We start from the raw sequence: 17,801 nt of genomic DNA on the forward strand, positions 1-17,801 counted from the left end.
TGAATAGCATCCTCCTATGGACAGCACCGATGCGCCGGAGATCGATGCACTGACGCGCGCCCTCGATGTCCACTCGCTGCGGATCCTGGTCGCGATCGACCAGGAGGGGTCCATCAGCGCAGCCGCCCGTGCGCTCGGCTTCACCCAGCCCACGATCACCCAGCACGTGCAGCGGCTCGAAGCGCGGCTCGGCGCCACCCTCGTCGCTCGCACCGCCCGAGCCGCCACCCTCACTCCCGTCGGAGCGCTGCTGGCGCAGCACGCACCGCGCATCGATGCCAGCCTCACAGCCGCGGCGACCGAGCTCGCACGCGTGCTCGGCAGGAGGGCGGGAGTGGTCCGCATCGCCGCGCCCGTCGAGTGCGTGGCACACGTCATCGCGCCGGCCTTCGCACGCTTGGCGGCAGAGATCCCGGGGATCGAGGTATCGGTCCACGAGACCGACGACACCACTGCGGCTCTGGACCTGGTGCGCGGTGGTCGGGCCGACGTCGCCGTCACGATCGATGTGGCCGCCGCCGGCAGCCGCCGCCGCCCGGCGCCGCGTCGTGCCGGCGCGCGCTCGACGTTCCTCTTCGCCGAGGAAGTCGTCGCCCTCACCGTCACCGACGTGGATGCGCCCGCCGGCCGTCTCGACCCCCGTGCACTGAGCGGCCTGCCCTGGATTCGCGGCCGCGGCACGTGCAGTGACGTCGTCGCGGAGGCGATCGGGCGCATCGAGCGCCCCGAGGACATCGTCACCGGCCGCCCCGACGCCGCGATCGCGCTGGCGGCCCACGGTGTCGGCACGGCGTTCGTCGCCGAGTCCGACCTCGCCGGCATCACCTTGCCGAACGGGCTTCGCGCCCTCGGCCTCTCGCCGTCGTTCACCCGCCGGACATCGGCGACGACCCTGCTCGAGGCCGCGGAGATCCCCGCCGTCGCCGCCGCCATCCGCACGCTCGCATCTCACCGACCCACCACGGCGGAAGTCGAGGCCACTCTCGACGCCCGTCGGCGCAGCGAGAGCCATCGCGCCAGATTCCGCACCGCCGCACCCCTACCCGAGGAGAACCCCGCCATGCCGTTCCCGTCCACCGCCCGCCTGGCGCAGGCCGCCACGGTCGCCGCAGCGAGCGCGCTGCTGCTGACCGCGTGCGCAAGCGCCACGCCCGAGAACACCACCGCCCCCGACTCCGGCGCCGAGATCGAGCACATCACGGTCGCGCTGCCCGGCTCCCTGTCGAGCCTCTACGTCGGTCAGGAGGCCGGCATCCTCAACTACTACATCGCCTCCATCGCGCAGGAGGGCCTCGTCTCCATCGACGCCCAGGGTCGGGTGCAGCCCGGCCTCGCCGAGTCCTGGGAGCAGACCGACGAGCTCACCTACGTGTACGAACTGCGCGACGATGCCTCCTTCCAGGACGGCACCCCGGTCACCGCCGACGACGTGGTGTTCAGCCTCGAGCAGGCGCGCGATGAGACCAGTTCGCCGGGCCTGGCGTACTACCTCACCAACGTCGACACGGTCGAGAAGACCGGCGACGCCGAGGTGACGATCACGCTGACGGAGCCCGATGCGGCGTTCGCGTCGAACATGAGCACCGGTGGCGCCGCCTTCGTCACCTCGAAGGCGTTCTGGGAGGAGCACGACGGAAAGGTCGGCACGCCCGACGCATTGCTGCTCGGATCGGGCCCCTACCAGGTGACCGAGTTCGCGCCCGACTCGCATGTGACCTTCGAGCGTGTCGACACGTGGTGGGGCGAGCTGCCGAAGGTCAAGGAGATCACGGTCAACTTCGTGCCCGACGAGTCCACGCGACTCCTCGCGGCACAGTCGGGTGACGTCGATGTGGCCTTCAACGTCCCGCTGGCGCAGTCGCAGCAGTGGGAGAACCTCGACACGATGCGCGTGGACTACGTCAACGATCTGTCGTACGTGGGCCTCTACTTCAACACCAACGTCGCGCCGTTCGACGACCCGAAGGTGCGGGAGGCGTTCGCCCACGCGGTCGACCGCGAGGCGTATGTCGACAAGCTCCTGCGTGGCCACGGCGAGGCCGCGACGGCCATCATGACGCCCGAATCGCTCGGTGCCGCCTACGAAGCCGAGGAAGCGCGCGACGTGCTCGCCGGCATCCCTCAGTGGGACTACGACCTGGATGCAGCGAAGGCCGCGCTCGCCGAGTCGTCGGTCCCCGACGGATTCGAGGCGGAGCTGCTGACCCCGAACACGGGCCCGCAGCTCGGCACGGCCGCCCAGGCCCTCGCGCAGAACCTGGAAGAGGTCGGGATCACGCTGAACGTCCGTGAGGTGCCGATCGAGGAGTGGCTCGCGAGCCTGGACGCCTCGTCCGACCACGGTGTCAACCTGATGTGGTACTTCTCGACGCTCGGCGACCCGGCCGAGGTGCCCAGCTACCTCCTGGGCGCCGGCAACCCCGCCGGCTACGACAACCCCGCCATCGTCGACCTGATCGCACAGGCCGGCGCGGCGTCCGATCCGGCAGCGCGCATCGATCTTCTCGTGCAGGCCGAGACGCTGCAGGCCGAGGACGCGATCAACGTCCCGCTGTGGTGGGGGCAGTCCGCCACGGCCTTCGCGAAGGACCTGGGCATGAACGACTACAGCTCGTTCGCGTTCATCTCCTCGTGGCCGACCCAGCTGTACCGGGCGGGTCAGTGACCCAGCCCCTCCCCGTCCGAGCGCGCGCATCGCGGTACCGGTCCGTCGGCCGGCTGCTCGTGGTGCGCGTGCTCGGCGTTCTCGCCGTGCTCCTGGTGCTGTCGGTCGTCATCTTCTCCCTGATGCACTTGGCTCCCGGCGACATCGTCAAGAACCTGCTCGGCAATCGCCCCACCTCGCCGGAGGCGGTCGCGGCGATCCGCGAGCAGTACAACCTCGACGACCCGGTGTGGCTGCAGTACCTCAAGTGGCTCGGCGCCTTCCTCGTCGGCGACCTGGGCCAGTCCATCCGCCTCCAGGTCCCCGTCGCGGACGCCATCGGCCAGCGCGTGGGCCTCACACTGACCCTCTGCGCACTGTCGTTCGTGATCGCCGTCGTCGTCGCCGTCCCGCTCGGCGTGCACAGCGCGGTGCGGGCGGGCGGGTGGGCCGACCGCACCGCCAACAGTCTCGCAGTGCTCGGGCTGAGCGCACCGACCTTCGCGGTCGGCCTGTTGCTGCTGTACGCGTTCGCGTACTACCTGCGGATCTTCCCCGTCTACGGCGCGGGATCCGGCGGCCTCGACACGCTCTGGCATCTCGTGCTCCCGGCGGTGACCCTGGCCCTGGGGCTCGGGGCGATCGTGGTGAAGCTCACGCGCACGGCGATGATCCGCGAGCTCGAGTCGGACTACGTCACCGCCGCCCGGGCCCGTGGGATCGCGGAGCCGCAGGTGCAGCGCATCGCGCTGCGCAACGCGGCCATCCCGATCGTGACCGGAGCGAGTCTCGTCCTCACCTTCCTCGTCGGCGGCACTGTGCTCGCCGAGACCACGTACGCGCTTCCCGGGCTCGGGACGCTGCTGCAGGACTCCGTCCTCTTCAAGGACATCGCCGTCGTGCAGTCGCTGACGCTGCTGGTCGCCGTGGTCATCGCGGTGATCGCCCTGCTGGCCGACCTCGCGTACCTGCTCCTCGATCCCCGCATCCGCCGAGGAGGGCTGCCCGCATGACCGCCGCGATCGATCTGCTCGCCGCGCCCACGCGCCGTCGTCGTCGTCGCGGCCCGTCCGTCACGGTGATCTTCGCGCTCGTCGTGCTCGCCGTCACGGCATTCGCCGTCGTGTTCGGCGGCATCCTCTACCCCGACGCCATGCGGCAGGACATCCTCTCCGGGCTTCTGCCCCCCGGAACCCCCGGGCACCTGCTGGGCACGGACGAACTCGGCCGCGACGTGTGGGCGATGACCGTCGCGGGCGCAGCATCCGCTCTCATCGGGCCCCTCTGCGTCGCGCTCGGCTCGATGGTCCTCGGGATCGTCCTGGGCACCCTCGCCGGCTACGAGCGTGGCTGGCTCGATGTGGTCATCAGCCGCTGGACAGATCTGCTCCTCGCCCTGCCGGTGCTGCTGGCCGCGATCGTCGTGTCGGGCGTCTTCGGCGGCGGGTACTGGGTCACGGTGGGGCTGCTGATCCTGCTGTTCTCGCCGTCCGACATCCGCATCGTCCGCGCTGGTGTGCTGGAGCAGTCCGCCCGGCCCTACATCGAGGCGGCACGGATGCTGTCGCTCTCGCGCTGGCGGGTCATGTTCCGACACCTCCTCCCCAACGTCTCGACCCTGGTGCTCACCAACGTCATGCTGAACGTCGCCTTCGCGATCGTCGCCTTCTCATCGCTGTCGTTCCTCGGCGTGGGCGTGCCGCCCGGCATCCCGGACTGGGGCCGTCAGCTCACCGACAACCGCGCGATCATGTTCGACAACCCGGCGGCCGTCGTCGTCCCGGCCGTGCTCATCATCCTCGTCGCCTCCGCGGTCAACCTCGTCGGCGATTGGGCAGGGCAGCGCCTCTCACAGGTGGGGAAGACGCTGTGAGCGGTGTCGAGATCACCGGGCTCACCGTCATCGGCCACGACGGCCCCATGGTGCAGCCGATCGATGCGGTCATCGAGGCCGGACGCACGCTCGCGCTGATCGGCGAGTCCGGCTCGGGCAAGACCCTCACCGCGAAGGCGCTCATCGGACTCCTGCCGCGCGGCTTCCGCGCCGAGGGCAGCGTGCGGATCGGCGAGCGGGAGCTCTCGCTCGAGTCGTCGCAGCCGGCGTGGCGGTCGGCGCGTGGCGGCACGGTGACGCTCCTGCTCCAGGACCCGTTCACCAGCCTCTCTCCGGTGCACCGCTGCGGCGACCAGATCGGGTGGACCCTGGATGCCGCGGCCGGCCGCCGCCTGCCCCGGGGCGAGCGCGACCGCCTCGTCGCCGATCGCCTGGAGGAGGTGAAGCTGCCGGCGCACGTCGCCCGCTCCTTCCCGCACCAGCTCTCGGGGGGCATGCGTCAGCGCGTCGCGATCGCGGCCGCGCTCGCCGCAGACCCGCAGCTGATCATCGCCGATGAGCCGACGACCGCCCTGGATGCCTCGAACCAGGCGGAGATCCTCGATCTACTGCGCAGCGTCCAGCGGGCGCGGAGCCTGTGCGTCATCCTCATCTCCCATGATCTCGGCATGGTGCGCGGGCGCACCGACGATGTGCTCGTGATGCGTCACGGCGCAGTGGTCGAGCGCGGCGCGACCGCGGACGTGCTCGCCGCGCCGCAGCATCCGTACACGCGCGCTCTCATCGAGGCCGACCCCACGATGACCGTCGCGCCGCCGCCCGTGGCCGCGGCGCCCGTCGACGAGGCCGGGCTGCTGCTGAGCGCGAGCGGCGTGGACAAGCACTTCGGCGAACGGCAGGTGCTCGACGGCGTCGCCCTCGACATCGCCCCGGGGCAGATCGCGGGCGTGGTGGGCGAGTCCGGTTCGGGCAAGTCGACGTTCGCCCGGTGCATCGCCGGCCTCGAATCCGAGGATGCCGGGTCGATCGTGTTCGACGGCGTGCCGCTCGCGCCGGGTAGGCGCTCCCGCACCCCGGAGCAGATGCAGATCGTCTTCCAGGATCCGTACTCCTCGTTGAACCCGATGATGTCGATCGGCGCGATCCTGCGCGAGGCGCTGGGCGTCGCGGGCAGGCCCGCGACCGAGGTCGCCGAGCTCCTGACGACGGTGGGGCTTCCCGCAGGCTTCGCTCGCAAGCGTCCTGCGGAGCTCTCCGGCGGACAGCGTCAGCGTGTCGCGATCGCCCGTGCGCTCGCGCCCCGTCCGCGTCTGCTCATCTGCGACGAGTCCGTGTCGGCGCTCGACGTGTCGGTGCAGGCGCAGATCCTCGCCCTGCTGACGCGCCTGCGCGACGAACTGGGCATCGCGATCCTGTTCATCTCCCACGACCTGGCCGTGGTCCGGATGCTGGCAGACACCGTGACCGTGCTCTGGAACGGCCGGGTCGTCGAGACCGGCCCGTGCGCCCAGGTGCTGACCGAGCCGCGTCACGAGTACACGGCCCTCCTCGTCGCCGCCGCACGACGCGAGAACACCCACCCCAACCTCGAATCCCCGAAGAAGGACTGACATGCCCGCTTCCCTCCGTGTCGACTCCTCGTCACCGGCATCCGTCGCCGATGAGCTCGAGGGGATGGGCCTGTCGGCCGAGCGACTCGACCCCTGGCGCCGCGCGCGCGAGGAGTATCGCCCGGCCGCGTGGGCCGCCCGTGGCGCCGACGATGCGCTGCTCGCCGCCGTCCTCACCCGCGGCCGCCCCGCAACCGCTGCCGTCAAGATCACGGACGTGTGGTGCACCGACGAGGCCGCCGCCGCGGGTCTGGTGGACGCGGTCGCCGAGCACGCGCTCGCGCACGGCGATGTGGCGGTCAAGTGGGAGGTCCACGCGGGAGGGGAGCTGCCGGCGTTCGCCGCAGACCTGGGCTTCGTGCCGATGCGTCGACCGTGGGCGGCGGTGGGCACCGAGAACGTCCGCGGATACGTGCGCTGGCTGGTCCCGGCAGCGCACGATGAGCCGGGCTACTACGCCCAGACCACGCTGTTCACGTGCGGGGCGGTCGCCGCGCTCATCGCCGCCGAGGGCAGCGCGGCGGGCGGGTTCGGCGCGGGTGCCGCTGACCGCGATGTGGAGCTCGGCTTCTGGCGCCGGGCGAGCAACTACCCGGCGTGCGAGCCGATCGGCCTGGCGGTCGCGCTGCACGACCACCTCGGCGATGCTCCCGTCGAGGTCGCGCTCGACTCCGAGGGGCCGGTCCTGATCGAGAACTTCACGGGCTTCGACCGCTCCTTCCGGGCCGAGCTGCAGGAGGACTCCCTCCGCCAGGCGCAGGAACGCGGCATCCCGGTCCGTCGCGACCGCGTCGACATCGATGAGGTCGTTCGCCGCGTCGACGCGGGCGAGCACGCGCTGCTGCTCATCGACGAGGAGCCCATGCACGGTGAGACCGGTCCGCACTGGGTCGTCGCCCACGCTCGCGTCGGCGACACGCTGGTCGTCGAGGATCCGTGGGTGGGCGTCGACGCGGGCGAGACCTGGGTCGACAGTCACGAACTGCCCATCCATCCGGACGATCTCGATCGTCTCGTGCGCTGGAGCGACGACGCCTACCGGGGCGTCATCTTCACTCGAGTCGACTGACGTCTGAGCCACCGGAGGCGGCAGGTCGCGGCAGCCGATCGTCCACTCTCGGTCGACCGCCGCCGGACTCAGCGGGAGGTGAGCGTGCGGTCGAAGGCGCCCTCGCGCGTCGAGACGATGTCTTTCCCGAGCGGCATGAGCGAGATCGGCACCATCTTGAAGTCGGCGATCGCCAGCGGGATGCCGATGATCGTGATGAGGAGCGCGATGCCCGATGCGATGTGCGCGAGTGCCAGCCACCACCCGGCGAAGATCACCCAGATCACGTTGCCGAGGAACGAGCCGACGCCGGCGCTCGGCTTCGCGACGATCGTGCGGCCGAAGGGCCACAGCGCGTAGTTCGCCGTGCGGAACGACGCGATCGCCCACGGGATCGTGATGATCGGGATGCACAGCAGGATGCCCGCGAGCACGTAGGCGAGGAAGAGCCAGAGGCCGGCGAGGATGAGCCAGATGATGTTCAGGACGGTGCGCACGGGTACATCCTGTCAACGCTCCCTGATCGAAAGCCCGGCGCGGTCATCGTTCGACGGTCACGCGGAGCTGGGCGCTGCGCAGCAGCGCGACGCCGCCCAGGATAAGCAGCAGCACGCCGCCGGCCAGGACGGTGATCCCGACCACCCATCCCGGCTGGAGATCCGCCGGCGACAGCGAGCGAAGCCACTCCCGGACGTCATCGAGACGGGATGCCTCGGCCAGCACCCACAGGGCGAATCCGGCGAGCGCGGCGAAGACCGCGCCCCAGACGATGCCCGCCCAGCGCACCCGCGGATCGGCGAGTGCTGCCGGCGATGCGGCGAGGGCCGCGGCATCCGTCGGCCCGGCTGTCGCGACGGAGGGCGGGGCGAGCGCGAGCGGCGGCGGAGTGAGTGGGGCGGGCGGGAGGGGTGCGGTGGGTTCGGTGTCCATGGTGGTGTCCGTTCAGGGCTGGGCGATGGAGACGGAAACCGTGCCGGACTGCTGGTCCAGGACGACGGTCTGCCGCGTGGGTGGCACGTCGGAGTCGGGGCGCGCCGTGTCGATGCGCTGGCGGATGCTCGTACGGCCGTCGGCGAGCTCCGCCCCCTCCCATTCGCCGCCCGTCATGTACTCGCCGGTCCGGTCGTCGACGGTGGACCACTCCACGCCGTCAGGGCTCGTGACCTGCAGGGTCAGGATGACCCCGGCGCCGACCCAGATATCGGTGGAGCCGCTGCGCTTGTCGACCCGGATGGTGTCGACTACTGTCCCGCCGTCGGTGCCGCCGACGTCGCCGATGTCGATGTGGAGGTGTCCCCAGACCTGGGTGAACTCCCGCGGGTCCCACGACCCGACGCTCGCGTCGCCGAACACGATGCCGCGCGTCACCGGCACGGCCGTCGTGCTCACGCCGGCGATCAGCAGCGCGACGGTGAGGAAGGCGAGGAAACCGCTGCGGCGGCGCATCGCCCCGGCGACGACCATCGCCAGCGCGACGACCAGTGCCGCCGCGAACAGTCCGACGGCGACCGCGACGAGCGGCTCGCCCGGCTCCGCTGCGCCGCGCCACAGCGCCGTCGCCGCGCCGACGACGAGCGCGGCGCCCATGACGAACACGACCGAGCCGAAACTCGTCCGCGGGTTCGATGCCCGGCGGAGGCGGCGCTGCTCCGCCGCCTCGGCGGTGAACGCGGCCATCGCGGCGGTGCGTTCGGCCCGTGCCTGCTCGCGCGCGGCGCGCTCGGCATCCTGCTGCTGGCGACGCCACGCCTGGTCGTGCTGCTTCCACGCTGCATGCTGCTCGCGCCACGCGGCGAGCTCGGCGTCCGTGGCGCCGGAGGGCACCGCCGGTTCGAGGGGAGGGGGCATCAGGGCAGATCCGGCGGCCGACGATGCTGAGTCGGCGCCCGCCGGATCCGCCGTCGCGCGGACGCCCGAATCGTCCTGCGCGGGTGCGCCGGCGTCGCCCGGGTCCGCGGAAGCCCTTCGCGGATCCATCCCGGGCGCGACGCCGGACGTGGAGGCGCGGTGCGAGGAGGACCGCGCGATGAGGTAGATGGCGCCGCCGATCACCGCGACCGTGACGAGGGTCCAGAACGCACCCCAGGGCGACCAGTCGAAGAAGGGACCGAAGGGCTGGGCAGCGGCGAAGAACCAGGGCACGACGGGGAAGATGCCGATGAGCAGCATGAGGCCGATGCCCACCATGGCCGGGTCGAAGCGGCGGTCGACCAGATCCCGCAGGTGGATCCTCCCCGACAGGTCGGGCAGAAGCGCCCACGCGAGCCCGTAGACGAGGAACATCGGCAGCCCGAACAGTGCCGCCACCACGAAGACCCCACGCACGATGACCGGGTCGATCCCGAGCCGGGCGGCAAGGCCCGCGCACACCCCGCCGATCCAGCCGTCGCCGCGGGCGAGCCCGAGGTCGGTGAGCCAGGCGAAGAAGCGGTCCCACGACGGAGCGCGGCCACCGGGAGGGGGCGGCGGCGGTCCGGGGTCGGCGAGGGGCGCAGCATCCGGCGCGGCAGTCGAATCGGTCATGCTTCGATCCTGCGGCTCCCTCACCGCCGCTCGCCATGGGGTGATCCCCTGAGTCGACCCTGATCTTCGCCACGGACGCGCGGCGCGCGAACCTTCGAGGTGGTTGGATTGCGGCATGTCCTCGTCCGCCGTTCCCGCCGTGCGCGAGCGCGTGCCTCTGCGTCGTCCTCGCGCGTGCGCGGTGTCGGGCACGTCGGAGGCGGTCGCCGCGCACCTCGGCTGGGGCACCACCGCGGTGCGCGCGATCTTCGTGCTGCTGACGCTGCTCTGGGGCGCCGGCGCGCTGCTGTACGCGTGGATCTGGGTGTTCACGCCGTGGCAGGAGGGTGATGCCGCGCCCACGCGACGCGTGCCCGTGGCGTGGCTCCTCGCTGCGGCCGCAGGCTTGGGACTGATCGCCACCACTGTGCAGCTCCTCGCCACGATCGCGGGGCAGCTGCCTCTGACCACGCAGCCGGGATGGTTCGTCTGGGTCGGGTTGACGACCGTGTGCGCGGTCGCCTCGGGGATGTGGGCGACGTTCGTCGACCGCGACGACCCTGCGCGCGGACCGCGCCACGAGCTGTCGGTGCGCCTTACGGTGACGGGCGTCCTGGCGGCGCTGATCGTCCTGCAGGTCAGCATCCTGCAGGAGGCCGGACTCGTCGCCTTCCTGTTCGCCGTCGCCATCATGGCCGGCATCGCCGCCGTCTACTCCTCGACACTGATCGCGAAGTGGCGCGAGCTGTCGGGCGAGCGCACCCGCCGGATTCGCGAAGAGCAGCGCGCCGAGATGGCTGCGCACCTGCACGACTCGGTGCTGCAGACGCTGGCCCTCATCCAGAATCGCGCCGGTCCCTCCAGCGAGGCGGCACGGCTCGCGCGGGCGCAGGAGCGCGAGCTGCGCTCCTGGCTGTATGACGGGGACAGTCCCGTCGACAGCGATCTGCCGACCGACCTCCGCGACTACGCGGGCGGTCTCGAGCTCGACTTCCCGGTGCGCATCGACGTGGTCTCCGCCGGCCTGTCCACCGAGCGTGCGAGCGGCGAGATCGCCGCAGCCGCTCGCGAGGCCATGCTCAACGCGGCGCGCCATGCCGGCGGCGATGTCTCGGTCTACATCGAGGGCACCGCGACAGGGGTCGACGTCTACGTCCGCGATCGCGGCCCCGGGTTCTCGCTCGACGACGTGCCCGGCGACCGACTCGGCGTACGCGAGTCGATCATCGGGCGGCTGCGCCGGGTCGGCGGCACGGCGACGGTGAAGCCCGGTGCGGGCGGCATCGGCACCGAGGTCCATCTGCACTTCGCGGGGGAGGAGGCCCGACGTGGGTGAGACGCTCCGCGTCGTGCTCGTCGACGACCACTCGATCTTCCGGTCCGGTCTGCGGGCCGACCTCGATCCGTCCGTGCAGATCGTCGGCGAGGCCGACGATGTCGCGGGTGCCGTCTCGGTGATCGCCGAACTGCAGCCCGACGTCGTGCTGCTCGACGTGCACCTGCCGGGCGCGGCGGATGCCGGCATTCCGGACGCCAGCGGCGGCGAAGCCGTGCTGCGCCGGTCATCGCCGCTGGCTCCGCGCACGCGGTTCCTCGCGTTGAGTGTGTCGGATGCCGCGGAGGACGTCGTGCGCGTCATCCGCGCCGGCGCCCGCGGCTACATCACGAAGGGATCGTCCGGGAAGGAGGTGAGCCGCGCCGTGCATGCGGTAGCCGGGGGCGACGCCGTCTTCTCGCCCCGGCTCGCGGGGTTCGTGCTCGACGCGTTCGGCGCGGTCGCCGGCGAGACAGCGACGGCGATCGACGAGCTCGACCGGCTGTCGGCCCGCGAGCAGGAGGTCATGCGCCTCATCGCCCGCGGGTACGCCTACAAGGAGGTGGCCGCGGAGCTGTTCATCTCGAACAAGACCGTCGAGACCCACGTCTCCGCCGTGCTGCGCAAGCTGCAGCTCTCGTCGCGGTACGAGCTGACCGCCTGGGCCTCGGAGCGCCGTCTGCTCTGAGTCTGATGCCCGCCGTACGGGAGCGCCGGGGCGCCGGTCGTGGCGGGTTCCGTGCGCGGCTGCCCGCCACGGCCGGCAACCCGACCTCGGGTGCGAGGCTGGGGGAGAAGCGGGGGCGGGTGTCGCCGTGCGCGCCTAGACTTGTCGGGCCATGACCGACGCCCCCTTTCCTCTCATCGTCGGCGGAGACCGCGGGCCTCAGCAGGCCGGCGCACGCCCCGACGAAGACCTTCTCGCCGGGCTCAACCCGCAGCAGCGCGAGGCCGTCACCTACCGCGGCCAGGCGCTGCTCATCGTCGCGGGCGCCGGCTCCGGCAAGACGAGCGTCCTGACGCGTCGCATCGCGTCGCTGCTGCGCGGACGCGAGGCGTGGCCGAGCCAGATCCTCGCGATCACGTTCACCAACAAGGCCGCAGGCGAGATGCGCGAGCGCGTCGAGCAGCTGGTGGGCGAGACCGCACGCGGCATGTGGATCTCGACGTTCCACTCCGCCTGCGTGCGCATCCTCCGCCGCGAGGCCGAGCAGTTCGGCTTCACGAAGGCGTTCACGATCTACGACTCGGGCGACTCGCGCGCTCTCATCAAGCGGCTCGTCAAGGAGCACGAGGCCGACGCGTTCGGACTCACCCCTGCGGCCACGCAGAGCAAGATCTCCAAGCTCAAGAACGAGTTGGCGGATGCCGAGTCCTACGCTCGATCGGCCAATATGAGTGATCCGGCCGAGCGGGTGTTCGTCGAGCTGTTCGCCGCCTACCAGCGGGAGCTGCAGCGGGCGAACGCGTTCGACTTCGACGACCTCATCGCGCAGACGGTGTTCCTCTTCCGCGCCTTCCCGCACGTCGCCGACGTGTACCGCCGCCGGTTCCGGCACATCCTGGTCGACGAGTATCAAGACACCAACCACGCCCAGTACGCGCTGATCCACGAACTGACGCGGCCGATCGGATCGGATGCCGGGCCCATCGCGTCCTCCGGCGGCATGATGATCTTCGAGCCCGACCCGGCCGACGACCCCGACAAGGCCGGCGCCTCGCTCACCGTGGTCGGCGACTCCGACCAGTCGATCTACGCGTTCCGCGGCGCCGACATCCGCAACATCAGCGAGTTCGAGCGCGACTACCCCGGCGCGAAGGTCGTGCTGCTCGAGCAGAACTACCGCTCGACCCAGAACATCCTGTCGGCGGCGAACGCTGTCATCAGCAACAACTTCGACCGCAAAGACAAGAAGCTCTGGACCGACGTCGGCGCCGGCGAGCAGATCGTCGGGTTCACCGGCTACTCGCAGCACGACGAGGCGCAATTCGTCGCCGACGAGATCGAGGTGCTGCGCAAGGCCGGCATCGACTACTCGCAGATGGCCGTCTTCTACCGCACGAACTCGCAGTCGCGTGCGCTGGAAGAGATCTTCATCCGCTCGGCCGTGCCCTACAAGATCATGGGCGGAACGAAGTTCTATGAGCGCGCCGAGATCAAGGACGCCCTGGCGTACCTCGTGGCGGTGTCGAATCCCGCCGACGAGATGGCTATGCGCCGCATCATCAACCGGCCGCGCCGGGGCATCGGCGACGTCACCATCGAGGCGATCTCGCGCTACGCGCAGGAGGAGCAGATCACCTTCCGCGACGCGCTCGCAAACTCGTCGGCGCTCGGCGTGGGGCCCAAGATCCAGGCGGCGATCGCGCATCTCGATGCCGTTCTGGCCGAGGCATCCGCCCTCATGCTCCCCGCGAGCGGCGAGCTGGCACCCCCGACCGCGGTCGCCGAGGGACTGCAGCTGCTGCTGAACAAGAGCGGCTACTACGATGCGCTGCGGGCGAGCAAGGACGCGCAGGACGAGGCGCGCATCGAGAACCTCGACGAGCTCGTCGCCGTGGCGCGCGAGTTCGCGCGCAACAACCCCGAGGGCACGGTGATCGACTTCCTCGCGGAGGTCGCGCTGGTCTCCGACGCGGATGATCTGGAGGATGCCTCGGGCTCGGTGTCGCTCATGACGCTGCACACTGCGAAGGGCCTCGAGTACGACGCGGTGTTCGTCACCGGTGTCGAGGAGGACCTGATCCCGCACCGGATCTCAGCGGGCGAGCCCGGCGGTCCCCAGGAGGAGCGCCGGCTGTTCTACGTCGGCATCACGCGCGCCCGTAAGCGGCTGTACGTGTCGCTCGCGATGACCCGCGCGCAGTTCGGCGAGGTGACGGTGGCGATGCCGAGCCGGTTCCTGCAGGAGATCCCGGCCGAGCTGCTCACCTGGCGCCAGTCGCCGGGCGACGTGAACTCGCGCGGCGGCACGCAGTCGCGCGCGCTCAACGCGCGGCGCGGATCTGGGTCGGGCTACGGCGGCTCGGGCAAGCGCTACGGCGACGACCTCGTGCCGCTCGCCAAGCGCGAGCCCTCCGGCAACCTCGAGCGCTTCGCGAACCGCATTCCGGCGAAGGTGCGCGACAACGGCGACATGCAGCTCGCCCCGGGCGACCGCATCCGTCACGACGACTTCGGCGAGGGCCGCGTCGACGCTGTCACCGGTGACGGCGCGAAGCGCGTCGCACATGTGCGGTTCGACAAGGTCGGTCCCAAGAAGCTGCTGATCAAGATCGCGCCGATCGAGAAGCTGTAGCGACGAACCGTCGATCGCCGGCTCGAGCGCCCACGGGCGCGCGAGCCGCGCGCCCGCCCGCCCGCGCGCCGCGCGCTCAAGGCTCGGTGCGGGTCGCGAGCAGGTGGTGGTGGGCGAGGCGCCGTAGCGCGAGCATCACCGGCTCATACAGCGCGGTGCCCAGCACGGCGTAGGGCACGGCCTCATCCAGGCTCATGGCGGACATGGGCGCGATCTCCTCTGCGGCGACCGAGCGCATGGCGCCGCCGTACCTCCGCAGCGTCTCGGCGTCGGCGGCGAGGCCGGCAGCCTCGAGCGCGCCGAGGGCCTCCTCCAGCTGGGCCACCGCGGTGAAGTCCGCGTCGTACGTGAAGCCGAGGTCGTCGATCGCCGCGCGGGCACGCGGATAGTTCACGCGGTCGGCGTCGACGTAGGGAGGCAGCGCACCCACGGCTCGCCCGAGGGTGGTCAGGGCGTCGAGGCCGGGCTCGTCGACGAGGGCGAGGATGTCGCGCACGCGGGCGAGGGGGAGGCCGCGCACGTCCGCCAGTGCTGCGATGAGCTTCAGCCGGGCGAGGTGGTCGTCGTCGTACTCGGCACGGGTGGCCGACGTCACGACGCCGCGAGGCAGCATCCCTTCGCGGATGTAGTACTTCACCGTCGCGACGGGCACCCCGCTGCGCTCCGCCAGTTCCGAGATCCTCACATCGCCCCCTTGTGATGGATACTATAGCTATCTAATATTGGACAGTCGAACTATCCAAGGAGGTCGGAGTGGACCCGATCATCACCGTCGTCACAGGCGCGACGATCCTCACAGTCATCGGAGTCATGTCTGGCGGCACCTTCCTGTTGCGCATCGCGACCGGCGGCCTGCCCTTCAACGGGCTGCAGAAGACGTTCTTCCGGGCGGGCCACGCGCACGCCGGCGTGCTCGTCATCCTGGGTCTGGTGTGCATCCTGCTGCTGTCGGCGTCAGGTGCCGCGCCCGGGTGGCAGTGGGCGGGGGTGGGGGTGCTCGCCGGAGCGATCCTCATTCCGGCGGGTTTCTTCCTCTCGGTCCTGGGTCGCGAGCCCGAGCGCCCCGGCCGGGCGATCGCACTGCTGTGGGTGGGCGTGGTGGTGCTGGCGGCATCGCTGCTCGTCGTCGGCGTCGCGGTGATCGTCGCGGGAGTGGCCGCTCTCGGCTGAGGGTTGGACGCCGGCCCGGGGGACAGCCCAGGTCGGCGTTTCTCGCGCCGCGCCCAGGCTCGGCGGGCCGCGAAGCTCTGGATCGGCCCAGCTTTCACCCAGCGGGCCCCAACTGCCCTCCGGGCGTGGTCAGCGCGGCCAGAATGGGATCGGCGTGGACGGCGGGGGCCGTGCAAGACCCACGCGATCCTCCGAGGAGCCGAATGTCTCTGCTTCCTGGCCGTGCTCCAGCGCGCGCGCTCAGCACACTTGTCGCCGCGGCATTGATCGTCGGTGGCGGGGTCACGGCGACCTCCGCGTCCGCTCTCGAGCTCCAGGCCGGTTCGATCAGCGGATCGGTGACGGATGCGGTGGGCGGCGCCCTGGCGGACGTCGCCGTCTCCGTCGTCCCCACCGATGGCTCCGCCGCCGTCGTCGCATCGACGGACTCGGCGGGCGCGTACACCGTCTCGGATCTGGCGCCGGGCGAGTACAAGGTCCACTTCGACGCTGCCGGGCCGACATTTCTCGACGAGTGGTGGGATGACGCGGCCAGCGAAGCCGAGGCATCCGTCATCACCGTCGTCGACGGCGGCGCCCACGAAGCGAGCGCGTCGCTCAGTGCAGGCCCCATGATCGCCGGCACGGTGCCGCAGATCATCGGCGCCGTCGCCGTCGGCTCGACCCTGTCGGCCGAGCCCGGCGCATGGACCGAGGGGGCCACCCTCTCCTACCAGTGGTTCGTGGATGGCCTTGCCGTCGCAGGCGCCACCGACCCGGCCTTCGCGCTCACTGCGGACACGCTCGGCAAGACCGTTCGCATCGACGTGACGGGCGCGATGGACGGCTTCGCTCCGACCACGCTGCCGTCGCAGGAGACGGCACGGGTCGCCCCAGGTGCGCTGGTGTACCAGGTGCCCAGCATCTCGGGAACGGCGGGCGTCGGCTTCACGCTGACCGCCGTGGCCGGAACCTGGACTGCGGGCACCGTGCTGTCGTACCAGTGGTTCGCCAACAGCACCGCGATCGTCGGGGCGACGAGCGCGAAGCTCGTCCTGACGAGCGCGCTCAAGGACAAGGCCATCAAGGTTGCCGTGACCGGATCGCTGCCCGGGTACGCCGACCTGCGAAAGGTGTCTGCAGCCACCCCGAAGGTCGCGACCGTCGCGACACCGAAGATCACCGGAACCGCCGCGACCGGCAACACGCTGACTGTGACGCCGGGCGCGTGGACCGCCTCCACGGGGTTCGCGTACCAGTGGTACGCCGACGATGCACCCATCACCGCGGCGACGAAGTCCACCTTCGTGCCGAAGGCCACCCACGTCGCCAAGCGCATCTCGGTCACCGTGACCGGCACGAAAGCCGGCTATGCGACCGTGACGAAGAAGGCGGCGGCGACGCCGAAGGTCACGGGCTTCTCCGTCCCGAAGATCACCGGCACAGCTGCGGTCGGGCTCGCCCTCACGGCCCACCGCGGCTCGTGGACGGCGGGGACCACGATCACCTACCAGTGGTACGCCGATGGCGCGGCGATCAGCGGCGCGACCGGCTACACGTTCCGCCCGACGTCGACCCAGCGGGACAAGCGCCTCACTGTGAAGGTCACCGGCAAGCAGTCCGGCTTCGCGACCGTGACGGCTGCCTCGGCCGCCACCGCGCGGGTCGCAACAGTGGCCACGCCGAGCATCTCCGGGGTGTACATGGTGGGCTCGACCCTGACCGCCAAGCCCAATACATGGACGACGGGCACGAGCTTCGCGTACCAGTGGTTCGCCGACGGTGCGCCGATCTCGGGCGCGACCCGCTCTACCCTCGCCCTCAGCAGCTACCAGAAGGACAAGCAGATCACCGTCATCGTCACCGGTCGGAAGTCGGGCTGGTCGACGGTCGCCCGCACCTCCTCGAAGACGGTGCGCATCGCCGTCACGAGCGCCCCCACGATCGGTGGCAGCCTGATCGCAGGGTCGACCCTCACCGCGCGGAACGGCACCTGGTCGGCTACGGGCTTCACGTACAAGTGGTACGTCGGCGGCGCGCTGGCGGCGAGCGGGTCGAGGTCGACATTCACCCTGTCGAAGGCGCACATCGCCAAGTCCGTCAAGGTGGTCGTGGTGGGGAGCCGGAGCGGGTACCAGACGCTTTCGCGCAGCAGTGCGACGACCGGCGCGGTGTCGTCCGGTAAGGCCCGCCCCGCGAGCAGGGACAACTGCCCGTCGGGATACCCGGTCAAGGGCAATCAGACGACCCGTCACACGAGCGACTGGATCTACCACGTCCCGGGCGGTCAGTACTACGCCGTGACCGACCCCGAGGAGTGCTTCGCCACCGAGGCGGCCGCGCGGGTATGGGGTTACCGCGCCTCGCTGCGCTGAGCGTGGGTGCGCCGGCCTGGGGACA

14 protein-coding genes are annotated in these 17,801 nt (G+C 71.0%); 10 read left to right on the top strand and 4 right to left on the bottom strand.

Going from position 1 to position 17,801, the window contains the following annotated elements; all coding sequences use genetic code 11:
• Positions 1-16: 16 nt before the first annotated feature.
• The 5 genes from MK786_RS13905 to MK786_RS13925 are packed head-to-tail and all read left to right on the top strand — an operon-like array spanning position 17 to position 7,157.
• Positions 17-2,665, top strand: coding sequence for an ABC transporter substrate-binding protein (locus tag MK786_RS13905; RefSeq protein WP_241112833.1), 2,649 nt, complete (start codon positions 17-19; stop codon positions 2,663-2,665).
• Positions 2,662-3,657 (top strand): ABC transporter permease, encoded by a 996-nt coding sequence (locus MK786_RS13910; RefSeq protein WP_241112834.1) that lies wholly within the window; start codon positions 2,662-2,664, stop codon positions 3,655-3,657. Before MK786_RS13905 ends, MK786_RS13910 begins: the two co-directional genes overlap by 4 nt.
• Positions 3,654-4,517, top strand: coding sequence for an ABC transporter permease (locus MK786_RS13915; protein WP_241112835.1), 864 nt, complete (start codon positions 3,654-3,656; stop codon positions 4,515-4,517). Before MK786_RS13910 ends, MK786_RS13915 begins: the two co-directional genes overlap by 4 nt.
• The gene (locus MK786_RS13920; RefSeq protein ID WP_241112836.1) at positions 4,514-6,088 is read left to right on the top strand and encodes an ABC transporter ATP-binding protein; all 1,575 of its coding nucleotides are present in this window, start codon (positions 4,514-4,516) and stop codon (positions 6,086-6,088) included. The genes MK786_RS13915 and MK786_RS13920 overlap by 4 nt, the downstream gene beginning before the upstream one ends.
• A 1-nt stretch (position 6,089) precedes the next feature.
• Positions 6,090-7,157: a peptidase C39 family protein gene (locus MK786_RS13925; protein WP_241112837.1), complete on the top strand. Its 1,068-nt coding sequence runs from the start codon at positions 6,090-6,092 to the stop codon at positions 7,155-7,157.
• 68 nt (positions 7,158-7,225) lie between these two features.
• Here MK786_RS13925 and MK786_RS13930 read toward each other — a convergent pair whose 3' ends face one another.
• From MK786_RS13930 to MK786_RS13940, 3 genes are read right to left on the bottom strand one after another with little or no spacing between them, the layout of a single operon-like run.
• Positions 7,226-7,633 (bottom strand): YccF domain-containing protein, encoded by a 408-nt coding sequence (locus tag MK786_RS13930; RefSeq protein ID WP_241112838.1) that lies wholly within the window; start codon positions 7,631-7,633, stop codon positions 7,226-7,228.
• 43 nt (positions 7,634-7,676) lie between these two features.
• A complete protein-coding gene (locus tag MK786_RS13935; RefSeq protein WP_241112839.1) occupies positions 7,677-8,066 on the bottom strand; it encodes a hypothetical protein in 390 nt (129 codons plus the stop codon).
• Positions 8,067-8,078: 12 nt separating this feature from the next.
• Positions 8,079-9,659, bottom strand: coding sequence for a PspC domain-containing protein (locus tag MK786_RS13940; protein ID WP_241112840.1), 1,581 nt, complete (start codon positions 9,657-9,659; stop codon positions 8,079-8,081).
• Positions 9,660-9,774: 115 nt separating this feature from the next.
• Here MK786_RS13940 and MK786_RS13945 point away from each other — a divergent pair, with 115 nt between their 5' ends.
• The 3 genes from MK786_RS13945 to MK786_RS13955 all read left to right on the top strand — a co-directional run bounded on the left by MK786_RS13945 (position 9,775) and on the right by MK786_RS13955 (position 14,252).
• Positions 9,775-10,974: an ATP-binding protein gene (locus MK786_RS13945; protein WP_241112841.1), complete on the top strand. Its 1,200-nt coding sequence runs from the start codon at positions 9,775-9,777 to the stop codon at positions 10,972-10,974.
• Positions 10,967-11,641 carry a response regulator transcription factor gene (locus MK786_RS13950; protein WP_241112842.1) on the top strand — a complete coding sequence of 225 codons (675 nt, stop codon included), beginning with the start codon at positions 10,967-10,969 and terminating at the stop codon, positions 11,639-11,641. Before MK786_RS13945 ends, MK786_RS13950 begins: the two co-directional genes overlap by 8 nt.
• Before the next feature lie 151 nt (positions 11,642-11,792).
• Positions 11,793-14,252, top strand: coding sequence for an ATP-dependent helicase (locus tag MK786_RS13955; RefSeq protein ID WP_241112843.1), 2,460 nt, complete (start codon positions 11,793-11,795; stop codon positions 14,250-14,252).
• A 76-nt stretch (positions 14,253-14,328) separates the two neighbouring features.
• Here MK786_RS13955 and MK786_RS13960 read toward each other — a convergent pair whose 3' ends face one another.
• A complete protein-coding gene (locus MK786_RS13960) occupies positions 14,329-14,937 on the bottom strand; it encodes a MerR family transcriptional regulator (protein ID WP_241112844.1) in 609 nt (202 codons plus the stop codon).
• Between the two features lie 68 nt (positions 14,938-15,005).
• Between MK786_RS13960 and MK786_RS13965 the strand changes: the two genes are divergently transcribed.
• Together MK786_RS13965 and MK786_RS13970 are read left to right on the top strand one after the other, a co-directional pair.
• A complete protein-coding gene (locus MK786_RS13965; protein ID WP_241112845.1) occupies positions 15,006-15,422 on the top strand; it encodes a hypothetical protein in 417 nt (138 codons plus the stop codon).
• A gap of 203 nt (positions 15,423-15,625) precedes the next feature.
• Entirely contained in the window at positions 15,626-17,776 is a 2,151-nt protein-coding gene (locus tag MK786_RS13970; RefSeq protein ID WP_241112846.1) for a carboxypeptidase regulatory-like domain-containing protein, read from the top strand.
• Positions 17,777-17,801 lie beyond the last annotated feature (25 nt).

This window comes from Microbacterium sp. CFH 31415 (assembly GCF_022538185.1).
Taxonomy (GTDB): Bacteria; Actinomycetota; Actinomycetes; order Actinomycetales; family Microbacteriaceae; genus Microbacterium.